The organism is Undibacterium sp. TC9W (assembly GCF_049339865.1).
Classification (GTDB): Bacteria; Pseudomonadota; Gammaproteobacteria; order Burkholderiales; family Burkholderiaceae_D; genus Undibacterium.
Genome location: NZ_JBMPPJ010000010.1, coordinates 27,032 through 44,698 on the forward strand (window position 1 = coordinate 27,032; position 17,667 = coordinate 44,698).

At 50.4% G+C, this 17,667-nt stretch carries 14 protein-coding genes; 8 read left to right on the forward strand and 6 right to left on the reverse strand.

Annotated features, from left to right (window positions below; translation table 11 throughout):
• Nucleotides 1-6: 6 nt before the first annotated feature.
• The 5 genes from ACO0LN_RS15660 (at nucleotide 7) to ACO0LN_RS15680 (ending at nucleotide 8,286) form a co-directional block, all read left to right on the forward strand.
• Nucleotides 7-3,363 (forward strand): PAS domain S-box protein, encoded by a 3,357-nt coding sequence (locus ACO0LN_RS15660; RefSeq protein WP_422975331.1) that lies wholly within the window; start codon nucleotides 7-9, stop codon nucleotides 3,361-3,363.
• Nucleotides 3,364-3,388: 25 nt separating this feature from the next.
• On the forward strand, nucleotides 3,389-3,796 hold the full coding sequence (locus ACO0LN_RS15665) for a MerR family transcriptional regulator (RefSeq protein WP_422975333.1): 408 nt from the start codon (nucleotides 3,389-3,391) through the stop codon (nucleotides 3,794-3,796).
• Between the two features lie 67 nt (nucleotides 3,797-3,863).
• Entirely contained in the window at nucleotides 3,864-4,445 is a 582-nt protein-coding gene (locus tag ACO0LN_RS15670; RefSeq protein ID WP_422975335.1) for an NAD(P)H-dependent oxidoreductase, read from the forward strand.
• A gap of 146 nt (nucleotides 4,446-4,591) precedes the next feature.
• Entirely contained in the window at nucleotides 4,592-7,513 is a 2,922-nt protein-coding gene (locus ACO0LN_RS15675; RefSeq protein WP_422975337.1) for an HD domain-containing phosphohydrolase, read from the forward strand.
• A 269-nt stretch (nucleotides 7,514-7,782) separates the two neighbouring features.
• On the forward strand, nucleotides 7,783-8,286 hold the full coding sequence (locus tag ACO0LN_RS15680; protein WP_422975339.1) for a hypothetical protein: 504 nt from the start codon (nucleotides 7,783-7,785) through the stop codon (nucleotides 8,284-8,286).
• A gap of 120 nt (nucleotides 8,287-8,406) precedes the next feature.
• Here ACO0LN_RS15680 and ACO0LN_RS15685 read toward each other — a convergent pair whose 3' ends face one another.
• Both ACO0LN_RS15685 and ACO0LN_RS15690 read right to left on the reverse strand, forming a co-directional pair.
• Entirely contained in the window at nucleotides 8,407-8,685 is a 279-nt protein-coding gene (locus ACO0LN_RS15685) for a hypothetical protein (protein ID WP_422975341.1), read from the reverse strand.
• Nucleotides 8,686-8,714: 29 nt separating this feature from the next.
• Nucleotides 8,715-8,996, reverse strand: a complete 282-nt coding sequence (locus ACO0LN_RS15690) for a hypothetical protein (protein ID WP_422975343.1) — start codon at nucleotides 8,994-8,996, stop codon at nucleotides 8,715-8,717.
• A gap of 260 nt (nucleotides 8,997-9,256) precedes the next feature.
• On the opposite strand from ACO0LN_RS15690, the gene ACO0LN_RS15695 reads away from it, so the two are divergent.
• The 3 genes from ACO0LN_RS15695 to ACO0LN_RS15705 all read left to right on the forward strand — a co-directional run bounded on the left by ACO0LN_RS15695 (nucleotide 9,257) and on the right by ACO0LN_RS15705 (nucleotide 11,577).
• Nucleotides 9,257-9,727, forward strand: a complete 471-nt coding sequence (locus tag ACO0LN_RS15695; RefSeq protein WP_422975345.1) for a hypothetical protein — start codon at nucleotides 9,257-9,259, stop codon at nucleotides 9,725-9,727.
• Nucleotides 9,728-10,273: 546 nt separating this feature from the next.
• Complete coding sequence (locus ACO0LN_RS15700) at nucleotides 10,274-10,567, forward strand: hypothetical protein (protein ID WP_422975347.1); 294 nt, start codon at nucleotides 10,274-10,276, stop codon at nucleotides 10,565-10,567.
• Nucleotides 10,567-11,577 (forward strand): zeta toxin family protein, encoded by a 1,011-nt coding sequence (locus ACO0LN_RS15705; RefSeq protein WP_422975349.1) that lies wholly within the window; start codon nucleotides 10,567-10,569, stop codon nucleotides 11,575-11,577. The genes ACO0LN_RS15700 and ACO0LN_RS15705 overlap by 1 nt, the downstream gene beginning before the upstream one ends.
• A 169-nt stretch (nucleotides 11,578-11,746) precedes the next feature.
• Here the strand turns inward: ACO0LN_RS15705 and ACO0LN_RS15710 are convergent, their stop codons facing one another.
• From ACO0LN_RS15710 to preA, 4 genes are all read right to left on the reverse strand, one after another.
• Nucleotides 11,747-12,991: a Zn-dependent hydrolase gene (locus tag ACO0LN_RS15710; protein ID WP_422975351.1), complete on the reverse strand. Its 1,245-nt coding sequence runs from the start codon at nucleotides 12,989-12,991 to the stop codon at nucleotides 11,747-11,749.
• Nucleotides 12,992-13,015: 24 nt separating this feature from the next.
• On the reverse strand, nucleotides 13,016-14,428 hold the full coding sequence (gene hydA / locus ACO0LN_RS15715; RefSeq protein ID WP_422975353.1) for a dihydropyrimidinase: 1,413 nt from the start codon (nucleotides 14,426-14,428) through the stop codon (nucleotides 13,016-13,018).
• Between the two features lie 201 nt (nucleotides 14,429-14,629).
• Nucleotides 14,630-16,078, reverse strand: a complete 1,449-nt coding sequence (locus ACO0LN_RS15720) for an NCS1 family nucleobase:cation symporter-1 (RefSeq protein ID WP_422975355.1) — start codon at nucleotides 16,076-16,078, stop codon at nucleotides 14,630-14,632.
• A gap of 314 nt (nucleotides 16,079-16,392) precedes the next feature.
• Nucleotides 16,393-17,667: an NAD-dependent dihydropyrimidine dehydrogenase subunit PreA gene (gene preA / locus ACO0LN_RS15725; protein ID WP_110255749.1), complete on the reverse strand. Its 1,275-nt coding sequence runs from the start codon at nucleotides 17,665-17,667 to the stop codon at nucleotides 16,393-16,395.

Consider the following 17,667-nt stretch of genomic DNA (forward strand, 5'->3'; position numbering starts at 1 on the left):
GACACTATGCAAGCACCTGATTTTCCTGTCGATGAGATATTGCGCCTGCAAACCCTGCAAGCCTGCGCCATACTGGACACGCCACCAGAAGAACGTTTTGACCGGCTGACGCGGCTGGCGAGCCATTTGTTCAAGACACCGATTGCTCTGGTTTCCCTCATCGATAGCGACCGTCAATGGTTCAAGTCAAAACAGGGTCTGGATGTCAGCGAGACGGCGCGAGATATTTCTTTCTGCGGACATGCGATACTCAAGCCGGATATTCTGTATGTCGCCGATGCCAGCCAGGATGCGCGTTTCAGCGACAATCCTCTTGTCAGCGATGACCCCAATATCCGCTTTTATGCCGGTGCACCCTTGCGTGCACGTAATGGCCAAAGCCTGGGTACCCTCTGCATCATCGACACCAAACCGCGCATACTTAGTGCAGAAGACCTGGCTGCCCTGCGTGACCTGGCTGATTGTGTAGAGAGTGAATTTGCTCGCGAAGAACAGCAAAGGCAATTGCATGCCTTGCTATCGCTGACTGCCATCACCGCCCTGTCGCACCAACACCCTGAAGCAGCCTTGCAACAAACCCTTGCCATGGCCTGCGATTATCTCGGCATGAGCTGTGGCCAAATCAGCCGAATACAAGCCGGCGGCAAAGCCCGCCTGGTCTGCCAGTCCGGGGATTCGCTGCATCCAGAAATGGCGGCTGCACATTCGGCACCGCTGTGCATACTGCCAGAAGATGCACACAAGGGGCTCATTCATGCAGCAGACCTGGCACAAAGCAAGTACAGGAACGCCATACCAGCACAGATACAATGCCTGATAGGCCTGCGCCTGCATATCAATGCCAGGGATGATGCCGCACTGTGCATCTGGCATACCGAACCAAGGTCATTCCCGTTTTCAGAAGTAGAAACAGAATTTGTACGTCTGCTGGCTGACTGGATTACCGGTGTCATGAAAAGACAGGAGCTGGACCGGCAATTACAAAGGCAACGCGCACTCAGTGATGCCATCGCCATGGCACAAGCTCTATTCATCCGTGAAACCGACCAGGAAAAAGGCTTTGAATCACTGCTCGCAGCAATCTTGAAGCTGACAACCAGCGCCTATGGTTTTATCTGCGAAGTCAAGGATAATACCGTCAGCAACCCGGCCCTGAAAAGCATGATGCTGGCCTGGAATACTACCACTCCGGGTATCTCCAGCACCACTCTGGATGCCGCAGCCAGGGATATGGCCTGCATGCAATTAAAATCCAGATATGGCACGGCACTGAAGTCTGGCCAACCCGTTATCGACAATGCTTTGGCCGCCGATGCACTCGACCAGGTATTCCCGGCGCACTTCGATACCTTGCAATATTTCTTGTGCATACCTGTGCAATACGACGGTCAATTGATTGCCCTGGTTGGCATAGCCAACAAACCGGATGCCTATGATCAGCGGGAGGTTGAATTCCTCAATCCCCTGTTCAGCACACTCGGGCAGCTAATCAGTGCAGCCCGTGTTCAAAAACACCGGTTCGAAACGGAACGCCAACTCATCAACGTCATCAAGGGTACCAATATTGGTACATGGGAATGCAATATCCTGACCGGCGAAACCATCTATAACGAACGCTGGGCTGAGATGCTGGGTTACACTCTAGCTGAACTCGAACCTACTACCGTTGATACCTGGCTTCGATTATGTCATCCGGATGATTTGAAGCTGACCAGTGACATGATAGAACAGCACTTCAAGGGAGAAATTGAATATTTTGACCTGAAAAGCCGCATGCGCCACAAGGATGGCCACTGGATATGGATACATGACCGAGGCTGCGTTGTCAGTTGGGGGCCGAATGGTGACCCCCTGATCATGTCAGGCAGCCATGCCGACATCACCAAGCAAAAAGAAGCGGAAGCAGAACTCGAGCACGCCTATGAATTACTGGAAAAATCCAATACTGCCGCCCGCATAGGCACCTGGGGCTTTGAAGTCAACTCCCGCAAGCTTCAATGGAGCAAGGTAACCCGCCAGATACATGAAGTAGATGAGGCATTTGAATGCAGTGTCGATAATGCCATTGCCTTTTACACAGGCGCACAAAGCCAGCAAGAAATTCGCGCGCTATTTGCCCGGGCCATCCGCGAAAACATGTCATTTGACGGCGAATTTTGCATTCGTACCGCCAGGGGTAATGACAGGTGGGTCCATGTGACTGGCTTCCCGCAATTTGAAAAGGGGGTATGCGTTCGCGTTTATGGCACTTTCCAGGACATTAGCGAAAGAAGAGTCGCCGCAGAAGACTTGCGTGATCAAGCCGCCCATACCAGTGCCGTGCTCGACAATGTGCTTGATGGCATCATCACTTTTGATGAGCAGCAAATCATCCTCAGTGTCAATAATGCCGCCGCTCATATTTTTGATTATGCGGCTGACGAATTACTGGGCCGCAGCATACGTCATATCATTCCCTATTCTGTGCATGACGACAATACTGCACAAGCGCCAGAAACTGGCATACAAAGCATCATAGGCATAGGACGTGAAGTGGAAGCGCGTCGTCAGGATGGCAGCCTGTTCCCACTGGATTTGTCAGTATCCACGGTCACGCGCCTGGGGCAACCCCTGTTCATCGCCCTGATGCGCGATATTACTGAACGCAAACGTACCGAGACCATCAAGAATGAATTCATTTCCACGGTCAGCCATGAACTGCGCACGCCCCTGACCTCGATCTCAGGCGCGCTGGGCCTGATCTCTGGTGGCGTGTTTGGCAGTTATCCTGAACCCATGAAACAGATGATTGATGTTGCCAACAAAAATTGCCAGCGCCTGACCTTTCTCATCAACGACCTGCTGGACATGGAAAAACTCACTGCAGGCAAAATGGTATTCAGGCTCGAAACCGTAGCGGTCCGTGACTTGCTGCAACAAGCAGTCGATGCCAACCAGACCTTTGGCACACAACGCGGGGTCAGCCTGCGTCTGGCAAGTCAGCTGCCTGACGTCAACATCACGGTTGATACCCAGCGCTTCATGCAAGTCTTGTCGAATCTGCTGTCGAATGCCATCAAGTATTCACCAGAAAATGATGTCGTCAATATCGAAGTAGAAAAGCGCACGAACAAACTGCCGCTCTTGCCTGCGCTACGTATCAGCGTCATCGATCACGGCATGGGCATACCGCATGAATTCCGCGACAGAATATTCCAGAAATTTGCCCAGGCAGATTCTTCCGACACCAGGCAAAACGGCGGCACCGGCCTGGGCCTAGCCATTACCCGCGAACTGGTAGAAAGAATGGGCGGCACCATAGGCTTTGAATCCATGCCAGGGCAAGCCACCAGGTTTTACATCGATTTACCCATTAATACCTAAATTCCCTTATGAGACAGGAGCATGGATGTATATAGGAGAACTCGCGCGCCTGGCAAATGCCTCGGCAAAAGCCATACGCCTGTATGAAAACCTGGGCTTGCTTGGCCAGGTGCAACGCCTGGGGAAATACCGGGTTTATACAGAGAGAAATGTCTTGCAGGTGCAGTTGATAAGGCAAGCGCAAAGCCTGGGCTTTCGCCTGTCAGAACTGGCACCCATGCTTCATACAGCGCATGGCGAAACAGACTGGGCATTGATAGCACAGCATTTGCACGATAAGCGTGCTGCCGTGAAAGCGGAAATTAAAAAGCTTGATGCGCTTGATGCCAGCCTGCTGCAAATGCAGGCAGAAATCCAAGATTGCCTGCAAGCACAACTTGCAGCGCAACAAGCTGTCTGCACCAGTTTCCCTGTCTATCAGCATGCTGATTGATATAGCTTGACTCTGTCCCTAGGGACAAGGTGCACACTGTAGCCAGGTTCATCAATTTGGATACAGTATGCAAAAAAAGCGTGTGTTAGTCATTGCCAGCCATCCCAGCGGCAATAGTTTTGGTTCTGATCTCGCCGATATCTATGTACAGGCAGCCCGCACAGCGGGACATGATGTGCAGATATTAAGGCTGGACCAACTGATATTTGATCCCATCTTGCACCAAGGCTATAAAGTCATACAGCCTCTGGAGGCCGATCTGCAAATGGCACAAGAGTCCTTGCTATGGGCCGAGCACCTTTGCTTCGCCTTTCCCATCTGGTGGGGCGGCGTGCCTGCGCTGCTGAAAGGCTTCCTGGATCGTGTCTTGCTCCCAGGTTTCGCCTTCAAATACCATCCCGGAAAAAGCTTTCCTGAAGGCTTGTTGAAAGGCCGCTCGGCCCACTTGCTGATCACCATGGATACACCACCCTGGTTTTTTGGCCTTTACTACCGTGCGCCGGGCATACATCAAATGAAGCGCACTGTCCTTGAGTTCTGTGGCATTAAACCTGTGAGAATACTGAGCCTGGGACCGGTCATCAATTCCCAGCCAGCACAAAGGCAGAAATGGATAGACAAGACAATCGGCCTGGCAAGACGCCTATAAACCTGGACCGCCCGCCAGTGTCACAAAACGCGCAAGTAGTGTTTTCAATTGCACTAATACAAAGAAAGCTCTACCATGAGATTGTCGTAAAAGCATTTCAAAAACACACTCTCATCTTGTAGCAGATAAACTCGGGCGGGTATTTCATGCGCATCAGGAAAAATGTCCACTTTCACATTTACATCTCCTATTTCTTCACCGGCCTGATCCTAATCTTCGCTATCGCCATGGGCACAGTGCAATTCAGCCGCATGAGCCAGATCATATTGGCGCAAGCCAATAGCAGCTACGCCCTGATAGGGAATGAAGTCGCCAGCAATGTCAAAGATATTTATGAGCCGGTAAAAAACCAGACAGAGATACTTGCCCAGTCACATCCCATTACTGGCAAAGACCTGAACGAACGCCTGACCCACGTTAACTATCTGGCCAAGGCCATCATCAGCGTCAAATCTGCGACTTCTGCTTATGTGGGTTTTGCCAGTGGCGAATTTTTCCTGCTACGCCAATATGCCAAATCCAATGGTGGGCAAGATGTATTCAAGGCACCGACAAAGACCACCTGGATAGTACAAAGCACCAGCACGGATGCCGGCAAGATGGTCGAACACCAGGTGTATCTGGATGAAAGGCTCAATGAAATCAGCCGTCAGCAAATTCCCCTGCGCAATTATGACCCACGTCAACGTGGCTGGTATGAAACCGCCATGAAAAACGCCAGCCAGGCCAATGTCAGCGAACCCTATTACTTTTTCACGACCGGCCAGATAGGCGTGACCTATGCACAAAAAATTGTCGATGCTGATGCTGTCGTCGGCATAGACATAGAAATGCCCACCATCCATGAAACCATCAGGAACAGCAACGTCACCCCGTCCACCAGAATCGCCCTGATAGATAGCAAGGGTCAATTGCTGGCCTGGCAAAATGGCAAACAACCCGCCTACAAACCGCAAATCGTCACCAAACTGGATGGCACCCAGGGCATGCCTACCCTGGCTGAGCAAAATGCTCCCGTCCTCAACAAAATACGTGAACTCGACAGCAGCGCCGGCAACGGCAGCCAGACACTGGATGCAATCGATAAAACCTGGGCGACCTATCAGGGCAAGATACAAATCCCCGGCGGCCATGACTTGCGCATACTCATCGCCAGCCCGCATGAAGAATTGCTGGCCGATGTCATCAGGATGCGCGAACAAACCAGCTTGTTGTTTCTGGTGATGCTGATCATAGGCATAGCTGTCACCATTTACTTCTCGCGCCTGGCATCCAAGCCACTCAAACAATTGAATGATGAAGCCAGCAAGATCGCCCGCTTCGATTTCAAGAGCCCTATCAATATACAGTCGCGCATCAAGGAAATTGCCGACCTCAGCAATTCCATGCGCGGCATGAAGGCCACCATACGCTCCTTCCTCGATATCGCCAGCAGCCTCGCATCAGAAACCAACTATGACAAATTGCTGGCGCGGGTACTGAAAGAAATGTCAGAAATCACCGAAGCCAAATCCGGCATCCTCTACCTCTATCAGCCTCAAGACAAGGCCATGCAAGTGGTGCAAGCCTATGCTGATCATCAGGTGCTGGAAACCAATGCACACAGCATCAGTATGGCAGATGAAACGCATCCCGTCATACTAGCCTGCAAATCCCGTAGCAGCATTTGCCAGTTGCAGGCAGCAGACCTGACGCGCTACTTCAGCGCCCTGCCCGCCACTGACCACACCACAACCCTTATTGCCATCCCCTTAAAAGATAGAAGTGGCACACTAGTCGGTGCAATCGCCCTGGTCATCGACGATGCAAACATAGACCCAGGCAGGCAAGCCATGGCCGAGGCAGTGTCTGGCGCTGCCGCCGTCGCCATAGAAAACCAGCGCCTGATACAGGAACAAAAATCCCTGCTCGAAGCCTTCATACAACTGATCGCCAGTGCCATTGATGCCAAGAGTCCCTACACCGGCGGCCATTGCCAGCGCGTACCTGTACTGACAAAGTTACTGGCGCAGGCTGCTTGCAAGGAAACCGAAGGCCCGTTTGCAGGCTTCCAGCTCACAGAGACAGAATGGGAAGAACTGCACATCGCCGCCTGGCTGCATGATTGCGGCAAAGTCACCACGCCCGAATACATCGTCGACAAAGCCACCAAGCTCGAAACCCTGTATGACCGCATCCATGAAATACGCATGCGCTTCGAGGTTTTGAAACGCGATGCGCAAATTGATTACTGGCAAGCTGTGGCTAAGGATGATACTGGCAATGATGCCGCAGAACTCAAGAAAAAACTGGACGACACCATCACCCAGCTCGACAGCGATTTCGCCTTCATCGCCGAATGCAATGAAGGAGGCGAATTCATGGCGCCCGATAAAATCGCCCGCATACAAGACATTGCCGGACGCCACTGGCTCAGGACGCTGTCTGATCGCATCGGCATTTCACACGAGGAAAAAGAACGTAAAAACCGCACAACAGAACCAAACTTGCCAGTGCAAGAACAACTGCTGAGCGATAAACCAGAACACATCTTTGCCCGCTCGCCCCGCGAGACCATCCCCCCCGACAACTCATGGGGCTTCAAGGTCAAGGTACCAGAACACCTGTACAACCGTGGCGAAGTCTATAACCTCTCGGTAGCACGCGGTACCCTGTCAGAAGAAGAACGCTACAAGATCAATGAGCACATGATACAAACCATCATGATGCTGGAAAAACTCCCCTTCCCGCGCCACCTTGCCAAGGTGCCAGAAATCGCCGGTGGCCATCATGAAAAATTGGACGGCACCGGCTATCCCAAACGCCTGAACGCAGAAGAAATGAGCATCCCCGCCCGCATGATGGCAATAGCCGACATCTTCGAAGCCCTGACCGCCGCCGACCGCCCCTACAAGAAAGGCAAGACCCTGTCAGAAGCCATCAAGATCATGAGTTTCATGAAAAGAGACCAGCACATTGATGGTGAATTGTTTGCTTTATTCCTGAAATCAGGCGCGTATCTGGAGTACGGGAAAAAGTTCATGAATCCTGAGCAGATTGATGAGTTTGATATACATGCATACGTCTGAATAGTGCTATCGGCAGTCAACAAGTCTTGAGTAGCGACATAGGCAAACGCAGGGTAGTGGCGCCTGTAGTTAATTCATTGGTGGCTGCGTGCGCCACAACCAGGCTTGTCATTTTACGGCAATGCCATGATTTAGTGGTGCTGACGCCCTCTGTCAGCAATTGGAATTCGCCTACCCTCACTGCAATTCCATCACGGTAGATGTGAGAGCATTTATTTGATACAGTTTGCGAAGCAATTTAAATCGAACAAAACATCTTAAAATTTACCATGCTCATAACTAAACGACTTGCAGCCATCGCCAGCATTATTTTTTTTGGCAATTTCTATCCTTCGGTAGGATTTTGCAAGACACCTCAGGAGCAATTACTGGTAGGAAAATGGGTGCACAGCCATCAAATTCAAACTGATGATGGTCGCGTCACACCTCAAAAAAAAGTACCGATAGAAAGTACTGGTATAAAAGCCACAGGTGAATTCTTTGCAGACAATACCTGGGTACTTAATGGATCAAAGGTAAAGTCATCAGGTACTTATCGCTGGGTAGATGGCGAACATATAGAACAAAAAGTTCTTGAATCCAACGTTGCGATACAAGTAGGAATGCTGTCTGTTAAGCGAATAAAAGTAAGTGAAAACCGCCTGGAATTTATCGTCGCCCACGATAGGGCTGAAATGGATCGTTATCTGGGCCCAGCCAAGCCGGGCCAAAAACGCCCTAATGAAACGATCATTACAACAGTCTTCACGCGTGTTGGCACTGCTCATCCTTGAGAATATTAATTTTCTAAAATTAACGACACCATCGCAGGACGGAAAAATCAATCCTTACGATCTTCCTGCACGGCTCTGAAAGAACAGAATGAGAATGCGAAGATAATTCCTATATTGACTTTAGTTACACCAAATCTCAACGCCACTTTCCAAGTCCCGTGTAACTTCATCAATCGCAACAAGCAAGACCATATTTCGAGGCTTATGGAGCGACCAGCAATTACGCATATATTCTGCATCGAGAAGCGTAAGCGGAAGAAAATCTGAATTTTGTCTTTTCGCGAAAATGAGGCTATTTTTTGCAGGAAGAGGCAATTCCTTGTCTTCAGCAATACCTGCCAGTGCCAGGCCTTTTCCTTTAATCTCAAAACAATCCTCAAGCTTGAACAGTTTGTACATATTTTATGAATTAAAAGAATTCAAAGAATTTAAATAATAGGTTGCTTGACTTCGAGATTATCATCACCGACAAGGTAACTCCTGCACCGTTTCAAGTAAGGTAGCTGGAATATCTCAAGCTCTGATTCTGGAATCACCATGCCCCACACATGTCCGAAAGGATCAGAATACAACTGAGCAAATTTTTCGTCTCTTGCCCGAACGCATATTGAAGGACGCGTCAAATATTCCCTCAACAGGTATTTTATTCTGTTGATATCAGTGATCACCTCTTCAAATACGTCTGGTAGTTTTTCAGCTTCCACATTCATGGTGACAGTTCCTTCCGAAGAGATTTTTTGATTTATCACAACGCATGTGATTGACGCTAAAGATTACTTGAATCCTCTCCAAGGATATGCGTTAAAAACATAACCGGGCAGAAAAATTTGACTCCATCAAATTATTACATTAATCTAATTTCAATATTGTTGCGAAGAAATTTCTACGTAGACGGACGCAGCAGTTCACTTCACTTCATCTGCTCTCCGCGATAAACCCATCACATCTTTTCATCACCAAAGGAAATAACATGTCAGAAGAGTTTCGATTCCACGCTACCTTGCATGCACCTTCGTCAAACACGGTCCAAGTGTTGAATAGCCTTGTCCCCATTCTCAACAAACAAGAGTATTCAAAAATACCCGAAGTACTTGCTCAAGCCAATATCGAATCAAAAAAAACCATAGAAATTATCAAGTCCTGCTTTAGCGACTACTCAGACTACGCAGTGGGCTTCAAAAAAGGCGCAGTAGAACTCTTCGTGAATACGGCCACAGACAACGAAGTTGAAATGGAAATTGCAGGAAATAACGAAGAGCTGACTATCCATATTGAGGGACAAGATCATGGTGCGGATGATTTTGGAGCCTCATTTTTTGGCATCCTGAGCGCGCTTGAATATACAGGACTCAAAGCGACAAACAAGACCATGGGTTTGATTTCAAAGTACACTGTAGTCAATGATGGCGTTGAAGTTGAGCATCGTGAAAGAGAGTGCTGATTCCAAGGCACCACTGTACTGGGTTCTGTCGTGCAGGCAGAGCCTATTTGATTGCGGAACTGAACAAAAAATGCCCGCTGTTAACCGAAATAAAAGCACAACAAATTCCAGCAAAAACAATGGGCATTTATAGCCGTTCCTAAATGGGTTTGATAAACCTCCCCCCCCAGCACAGCATGCAACAACACATTGCCATGCATCCAGATGCGCAGATTTTACATCTTCAATTTCATTATAACTAATACAATCCTCGTAGGTTATAAAGATCTTGCCAGATGGAACCGATCTAGCATTATAAATATGGGCGTGGCCTGCGCTGAAAACTACATCCTTGCTGTTAGGGCCTATCGTGGCGATGACTTCGCGCACGGCATTAGAGCAGTCGGAGTGGTAGAGTCCTGGGACGTAGGAACTTTTCAAAGATAGAGTTAATTCCAGTGCCTTTGCAGATTCGGGATAAAGTTGCAATTTCCATACATACTATGGATTTAGTTTAATTAAAATTATCAACATTCAACGACATAAATGAAATCGAAAAGGTAAAAAATGAGTGATCAAAATGAAGAAATTCTTAATCAGCAAACTGAGCGTGCAGAGGATATTTTAGGTGGGCTGATCAGCTTGCGATCAGCATGGATGGGAGATGAGCATGTCAAGGCGATACCTGACGACGGTGCATTGAGCCGCTTACTTGACGAGCAAAGCAAGTTCCTGCAGCTTAGGAAAAATTTGTACGTCATGAATCTTGAAGAAGTAAACCAGATAATTACAACATACTCAGCACAATTAAAGGATGAGCAACTTGAGAGAGCAACATTTTTGAAATCTAGGAATACATGATGGATATCGATGGAAAACTGTCTCCGGAGCTGCATGACAAGATATTTAGGCAGGCCATAGAAACTCAAATGTTGGCAACCACCCGGCCCTTGGAAAATAATGAGCAATTAACCGCTGTTTTTTTAGGTGGTCAACCAGGCGCTGGCAAAGGTAGCTTGGCGCGACAAACCATGGCAGAGCTTGCACCAGAAAAGACAGTGCAAATTGATATAGACAAGCTAAGAGAATTTCATCCTTCATATCAGTCCTGGCAAAGCGACTCCAAAACTGAGAGAATCGCCGCAGACCTTACGCAACCTGATGCAGGTGCCTGGGGAAGGTCATTGCTTGAATCTGCGATAGAGAAAAAAAGAAATATTGTTCTCGACAGTACATTGGGCAATACCAAAGGAACAGAAAAGCAAATCGATATGCTACAGAATGCGGGCTACCAGATTATAGTGCGCGTTTTAGCAGTACAACCCGAAGTCAGTCACTTAGGTGTGCTTAAACGATTCGAAGATGGCAAGCAAGAAAACGCGCCTCGATGGGTTCCTCCGAAGATAGAGAAAACTGCCTTTGAGAATTTACCAAAAACTTTGCTGGCTATTGAACAAAAGCAGGCAGAAAATCATGTGCATATTCAGGTTTACGACAGGGACAAGACAAAACTATTCGATAACATCAACAAGTCAGAGCAAAGCACCAAATTTAAATCCGGAGTGGAAGCCTTATCAGTTGAACGTCAGAGACCATTGAATGCCAAAGAATTGGATAAATATGCAGGTCAGTGGGATACAGTAATTAACTCCATGAAAAAACGTGACGCACCTACAGAAGAAATAGCCGATGCCAACGCTTTGGCAACAGCTATGTGCTCACCAAAAATTCCGTCGGGAAAAGTGAGTAAAATGGACGAAAACAATGCCTTGTTAAACATGCCAATTTCGCCATCAAGTCGTTTGCTGGCAAAAGCGGTCGAACCGCCATCGCTTAAAGAGTCAGGGCTAACTCCGTTGAAAATGAAATAGCGCGAAGTAAGCTTTTCAAACAAAACTTAAGACATTTTTATAAAACGTACCCCTAGCTCGAAAAAGTATAGGAACCGGATAATAGATCCCCCTGGCCATTCAGAAAAAATTTTACTATATTCTGAATTTTTCACGGGCATCTACTTCGGGCAAAATCGGTTTGTACGGCTTATTGCCCTCCCCCAGCCCTCCCCAACATCGCATGCAACAACACATTGCACCCCGCCTCCAGGTGTTCTGATTTCGCATCTTCAATTTCATTGTGGCTGATGCCATCCTTGCAGGGCACGAAGATCATGCCTGAGGGGGCCAGTCTGGCGGTGTAGATGGCGTCGTGGCCTGCGCCTGAGACTACGTCCATGGTGCTGTAGCCCAGGGTGGCTGTGGCTTCGCGTACGGCGTTGACGCAGTCTGGGTGGAAGGGGCATGGGGGGTAGTAGGAGACGCGCTCTACGCTGATGTTCAGGCCGCTGTCCTTGCTGGTTTTATCGACGAAGGCGAGGATTTCATTGTGCATGGTGTCGAGCAGTTCTGAGGACACATTGCGCAGGTCTATGCTGAATTTGACTTCGCCGGGAATGACGTTGCGGCTGTTGGGGAATACTTGCACCATGCCTACCGTGCCACGGCCATAGGGCGGATAACGGTTGCCGATATTGACGACTTCCTGCATGATTTTGGTGGAGATTTGCAGCGCGTCTTTGCGCAGGGCCATGGGTGTAGGGCCTGCGTGGGCTTCCATGCCGGTGACGACGCAGTCATACCATGAGAGGCCAAGCACGCCGGGAACGACGCCGATGACCTTGTTAGCATCTTCGAGTACCGGGCCTTGTTCTATGTGGGTTTCGAAGTAGGCACCTATGGGGTGCTGGCCTGGTACTTCTGTACCTTTGTAGCCTATGCGTTCAAGCTCATCACCTACGGTTTTGCCGTCTGTGTCTTTGGCGGCGTATGCTGTCTCCAGCGAGAATGCGCCGCAGAATACGCCTGAGCCCATCATGACGGGGACGAAGCGCGAGCCTTCTTCATTGGTCCAGAAGGCGACTTCGATTGGCGCTTCTGTTTCTATGTTGTGGTCGTTGAGGGTGCGCACGACTTCGAGCGCGGCCAGCACGCCGTAGTTGCCGTCGAACTTGCCGCCGGTGGGCTGGGTGTCGATATGGCTGCCGGACATGATGGGTGGCAGTCCCGGGTTCTTGCCTGCCCTGCGCATGAAGACATTGCCTATCTGGTCTATGGTGACGGCGAGGCCAGCCTGTTTGGCCCAGGAGACGACGAGGTCGCGGCCTTGTTTGTCGAGATCAGTCAGGGCCAGGCGTTTGACGCCACCTTTTTGTGTGGCACCGATTTGTGCCAGTTCCATCAATGAAGCCCAGAGGCGGTCTCCATTGATACGTAAGTTTGCGGTAGACATTTGTATTACTCCTGATCTTATTTTTTACGTGCGCATTTTGTTCAGCGCTTGAAACATGGGCGAGAAGGATGGACGTTTGATATAACGCCCTGCTCCCATCTCGGCCCTTAAATCACCTTCTTTAAATACCAGCTTGCCACCGCTGATGGTGTGCGTTGGTATGCCCTTGACGGTGCGGCCTTCAAAGACATTGAAGTCGCCTTTGGAGAATTGCGTTTTGGCTGACAGTGTCTTGGTGCCATTGACATCCCACAGAACGATGTCGGCGTCTGCACCTTCGGCAATCACGCCTTTGCGCGGGTAGATATTGAAAATCTGTGCGCAGTTGGCGGAGGTGACTTTGACGAATTCTGACGGCGTCAGGCGGCCAGTATTCACGCCTGCATCCCACAAGACCATCATGCGTTCTTCTACGCCGCCGCATCCGTTTGGTATCTTGGTGAAATCATCCTTGCCTGCGGCTTTTTGGGCGGCGCAGAAGGTACAGTGGTCAGTCGCCGTGGCATGCAGGTTGCCGCCTTGTAGGCCTTGCCACAGCGCCTCTTGATGATGGCTGCTGCGGAAAGGCGGGCTCATGACATGGCCTGCCGATTGTGCAAAATCAGGGTTCTTGTAGACGCTGTCATCAATGACGAGGTGGCCTGCCAGCACTTCACCAAACACGCGCTGGCCGTGGGCACGGGCGCGGGTGATGGCGTCCAGCGATTCCTGACAGGATACGTGGACGATGTAGAGCGGCGTGTTAAGCACGTTGGCAATGGCGATGGCGCGCTGAGCGGCTTCGCCTTCTACCATGGGCGGGCGTGACAGGGGGTGCGACTGCGGGCCTGTCATGCCTTTTTTCATGAGCTCTTGCTGCAGGACATAGACTAGCTCACCGTTTTCTGCATGCACGGTAGGTATTGCACCAAGCTCCAGTGCGCGGGAAAAGCTTTTTACCAGGATCTCATCATCAGCCATGATGGCATTTTTATAGGCCATGAAGTGCTTGAAGCTGTTAACGCCATGTTCGTTGACAAGCTTGCCCATGTCAGCGTGAACGGTGTCATCCCACCAGGTGACGGCGACGTGGAAGGAGTAATCTCCAGCAGATTTTTCTGCCCAGCCGCGCCAGGTGTTGAAGGCTTCCATCAGGCTTTGTTGCGGGTTAGGGATGACGAAATCGATAATGCTGGTGGTGCCGCCCGCCAGGCCAGCCGCCGTGCCAGTAAAAAAATCATCTTGCGTGACCGTACCCATGAAGGGCAATTGCATGTGCGTGTGCGGGTCTATGCCACCGGGCATGACGTAGAGGCCGCCGGCGTCAATGACTTCAGCACCCGCAGGTGCGTCGAGATTGTCGCCGACGGCGATGATCTTGCCGTTGTCGCAAAGTACATCGGCTTTAAATTCGCGGTCTGCGTTGACGACAGTGCCGCCGCGTATCAGTATGCTCATGGCAGTTCCTTCATTAATTCATTGGGTGTACGAGATCAGGGAGGTTGCTTCTCGTAGGTTGGGCATCGCTTTATCTGCCCAACACTGGGCTTGAAATAACGTATACGTTCTTAAAAGCCGAGTGTTGGGCTGGTGAAGCGTAGCCCAGCGGGGCCCGGCCCAACCTACGTTCTTGCAACCTAACTCGATGATTTTGCACATTCAAACCTTCTTACCACTCATCAAACCCATATACACCACACCGGACAAGGCAAGGCCGACGAACCAGGCGTAGGTGTAGATGGTTTTTAATACTTCTGGAATAGCCGGGAAGCTGGCAGGAAAAGCCGCATTCAAAAAACCCGGAATATTCGGCAAGACGCCGATCACAAAGGCGATCACGGCAGCCATGTTCCAGCCATTTTTATAGCTGTACTTGCCTTCATCCAGATACAGGGCGTTCACATCAATTTCTGTCTTGCGAATGAAGTAATAATCGATAATCAAAATACCGGCTATGGGGCCTAGCAAGGCGGAATAGCCGATCAGCCAGGTGAAGATATAACCTTGGGTAGATTCCAAAATCTTCCACGGCATCATGATCAGGGCAATGGATGCGGTGATATAGCCACCTGTTTTATATGAAATGAGCTTGGGGTTCAGTGCCGAGAAATCATAAGCCGGGCCGACGAGGTTAGCGGCCAGGTTGACGGATACCGTGTCTATCAGCAAGACCAGCAAGGCGATCAGGACGGCAATGCCCGTCATGCGGCTTGCGAGGTCTACCGGGTCCCACAGGGCTTTGCCGTACAAGACAACTGTGGCAGAGGTGACGATCACGGCCAGCAGTGCCAGCAAGCCCATGGGGGCTGGCAAGCCTATGGTCTGGCCGAGGATCTGATCTTTTTGCGATTTGGCAAAGCGGGTAAAGTCAGGGATGTTCAACGCCAGAGTAGCCCAGAAGCCGACCATGGCTGTCAATGAAGGCCAGAAGGTACTCCAGAATTGACCGGCTTTTTTTCCACCTTCAACAAATTGGGATGGCTGATCGAGGATGGGGCCAAAGCCGCCAGCCTTGTTATAGACCCAACCCAGCAAGACGAAACAGATGATAATTTTAAGTGGAGCGGTATAAGTTTCCAGCTTGCGTATCGAATCCATGCCGTGGAAGATGTACCAGAATTGTATGGCCCAGAAAATCAGGAAGCACACCAGTTGTGCAGCATTAATGCCGAGACCGGCAATATTGTCACCGCCGAGAGGATGACCAATCAATACCCCACCCAGGGTATAAATCATTTGTCCGCCAAACCAGGTTTGTATGCCATACCAGCCACAGGCGACGATGGCACGCATCAGGGCAGGCAAACGGGCACCGCGCACGCCAAACGAAGTTCGCGCCAGCACCGCATAGGGGATGCCATATTTGGCACCGGCATGGCCTATCAGCAACATGGGGACGAGCACGATGGCATTGGCAATAAACACGGTCACTACTGCCTGATAACCCGACATGCCACCTTCAATGAGGCTGGCTGCCAGGGTATAGGCTGGGATACACATGACCATACCCACCCACAAAGCGGCAAAGTGATACCAGCGCCAGGTACGCTGGGCTGCTGAAGTAGGTGCTAAATCCTCATTCCAAAGTTGCCCGCTTTGTGTCTGCATATACTCTTCTCCAGGTGTCGAATGTGAAACGCTCAATTATGCCTATGTTCTTAGCAAGCTTTATTCCATGAATGGAATTGGTAGAGACCTCTCAACACAGAGGCACAGAGGGTGGAAAGGCTTCTTGCAAGAAGCCTTCGTTTCGCAAGCGAGTGGCATGCCACTCGAATTCCTTGCTACACCACAGAGAACGGCAAGAGAATTTCTTTGTTTATCTCCTTGTTTCCTCTATGTCTCTGTGCCTCTGTGGTTAATGGTCTTCGTCTTGACTCCAAACAGAATTTATACGCCCACTATTCTGCAAGTACAAGCAATTATTTCAACACCGCACGCGGGTTACGTGGGTCCTGCGTCCAGTTCATATATGGCTTGCCAGTTGCCTGAGGCACCATGGTGATGCACTGTTCTACCGGGCAGGTGATCTGGCAGAGGTTGCAGCCTACGCATTCTTCCTTGATGACTTCGTATTTGCGGGTGCCGTTGTCTGCAATCAACTGGGCAATCGACTGGTGAGACGTGTCTTCGCAGGCGATGTAGCAGCGGCCGCATTGTATGCATTTGTCCTGGTCGATCTCGGCAATGACGGCATAGTTCATGTCAAGGTATTTCCAGTCTGTCGTATTGGCGACTGCCTTACCGGCAAAATCACTGATGCGTTCATAGCCTTTTTCGTCCATCCAGCGCGACAGGCCGTCTGTCATTTCCTTGACGATGCGGAAGCCGTGCAACATGGCGGCAGTACAGACCTGCACTGAGCCTGCACCCAGCGCCAAAAATTCTGCTGCATCGCGCCAGTTGCCTATGCCGCCTATGCCCGAGATAGGCAAGCCCTTGGTGGCCGGGTCACGGGCGATTTCTGCCACCATGTTCAGGGCGATAGGCTTGACCGCACTGCCGCAGTAACCGCCGTGCGTGCTTTGGGTGCCGACGATGGGGCGGGCGATCATCTGGTCGAGGTCTATCGACGTGATGGAGTTGATGGTGTTGATCAAGGATACCGCATCTGCACCGCCATTGAAGGCAGCACGGGCTGGTACGCGCACGTCAGTGATGTTGGGTGTCAGTTTGACGATGACGGGCAATGAGCAATACTTTTTGCACCAGCGTGTGATCATTTCCACATATTCTGGCACCTGGCCTACGGCTGCACCCATGCCGCGTTCTGGCATGCCGTGCGGGCAGCCGAAGTTGAGTTCTATGCCGTCTGCGCCTGTAGCTTCCACCAGTGGCAGGATGCGTGCCCAGCTTTCTTCTTCGCAGGGGTACATCAGGGACACGATCATGGCGCGGTCTGGCCAGTCTTTTTTGACCTGGGTGATTTCGCGCAGATTGATTTCCAGGCTGCGGTCGGTGATCAATTCTATGTTATTGAAGCCAATGACTTCGCGGTTCTTGCCAAAGTGGGCAGAGTAACGCGAAGAAACGTTGACCGGTGGTGGGTCTTCACCCAAGGTTTTCCAGACCACGCCTCCCCAGCCTGCTTCAAAAGCGCGGATAACGTTATAGGCCTTGTCGGTCGGTGGAGCAGAAGCCAGCCAGAAAGGATTAGGAGCCTTGATGCCGGCAAAGTTAATCGAGAGGTCAGCCAT

What these genes read in the sequence shown, in the direction of transcription:
- ACO0LN_RS15660 (WP_422975331.1), top strand. Translation starts at nt 7, where the DNA reads ATGCAAGCACCTGATTTTCCTGTCGATGAGATATTGCGCCTGCAAACC.
- ACO0LN_RS15665 (WP_422975333.1), top strand. Translation starts at nt 3,389, where the DNA reads ATGTATATAGGAGAACTCGCGCGCCTGGCAAATGCCTCGGCAAAAGCC.
- ACO0LN_RS15670 (WP_422975335.1), top strand. Translation starts at nt 3,864, where the DNA reads ATGCAAAAAAAGCGTGTGTTAGTCATTGCCAGCCATCCCAGCGGCAAT.
- ACO0LN_RS15675 (WP_422975337.1), top strand. Translation starts at nt 4,592, where the DNA reads ATGCGCATCAGGAAAAATGTCCACTTTCACATTTACATCTCCTATTTC.
- ACO0LN_RS15680 (WP_422975339.1), top strand. Translation starts at nt 7,783, where the DNA reads ATGCTCATAACTAAACGACTTGCAGCCATCGCCAGCATTATTTTTTTT.
- ACO0LN_RS15685 (WP_422975341.1), bottom strand. Translation starts at nt 8,685, where the DNA reads ATGTACAAACTGTTCAAGCTTGAGGATTGTTTTGAGATTAAAGGAAAA.
- ACO0LN_RS15690 (WP_422975343.1), bottom strand. Translation starts at nt 8,996, where the DNA reads ATGAATGTGGAAGCTGAAAAACTACCAGACGTATTTGAAGAGGTGATC.
- ACO0LN_RS15695 (WP_422975345.1), top strand. Translation starts at nt 9,257, where the DNA reads ATGTCAGAAGAGTTTCGATTCCACGCTACCTTGCATGCACCTTCGTCA.
- ACO0LN_RS15700 (WP_422975347.1), top strand. Translation starts at nt 10,274, where the DNA reads ATGAGTGATCAAAATGAAGAAATTCTTAATCAGCAAACTGAGCGTGCA.
- ACO0LN_RS15705 (WP_422975349.1), top strand. Translation starts at nt 10,567, where the DNA reads ATGGATATCGATGGAAAACTGTCTCCGGAGCTGCATGACAAGATATTT.
- ACO0LN_RS15710 (WP_422975351.1), bottom strand. Translation starts at nt 12,991, where the DNA reads ATGTCTACCGCAAACTTACGTATCAATGGAGACCGCCTCTGGGCTTCA.
- hydA (WP_422975353.1), bottom strand. Translation starts at nt 14,428, where the DNA reads ATGAGCATACTGATACGCGGCGGCACTGTCGTCAACGCAGACCGCGAA.
- ACO0LN_RS15720 (WP_422975355.1), bottom strand. Translation starts at nt 16,078, where the DNA reads ATGCAGACACAAAGCGGGCAACTTTGGAATGAGGATTTAGCACCTACT.
- preA (WP_110255749.1), bottom strand. Translation starts at nt 17,667, where the DNA reads ATGGCTGACCTCTCGATTAACTTTGCCGGCATCAAGGCTCCTAATCCT.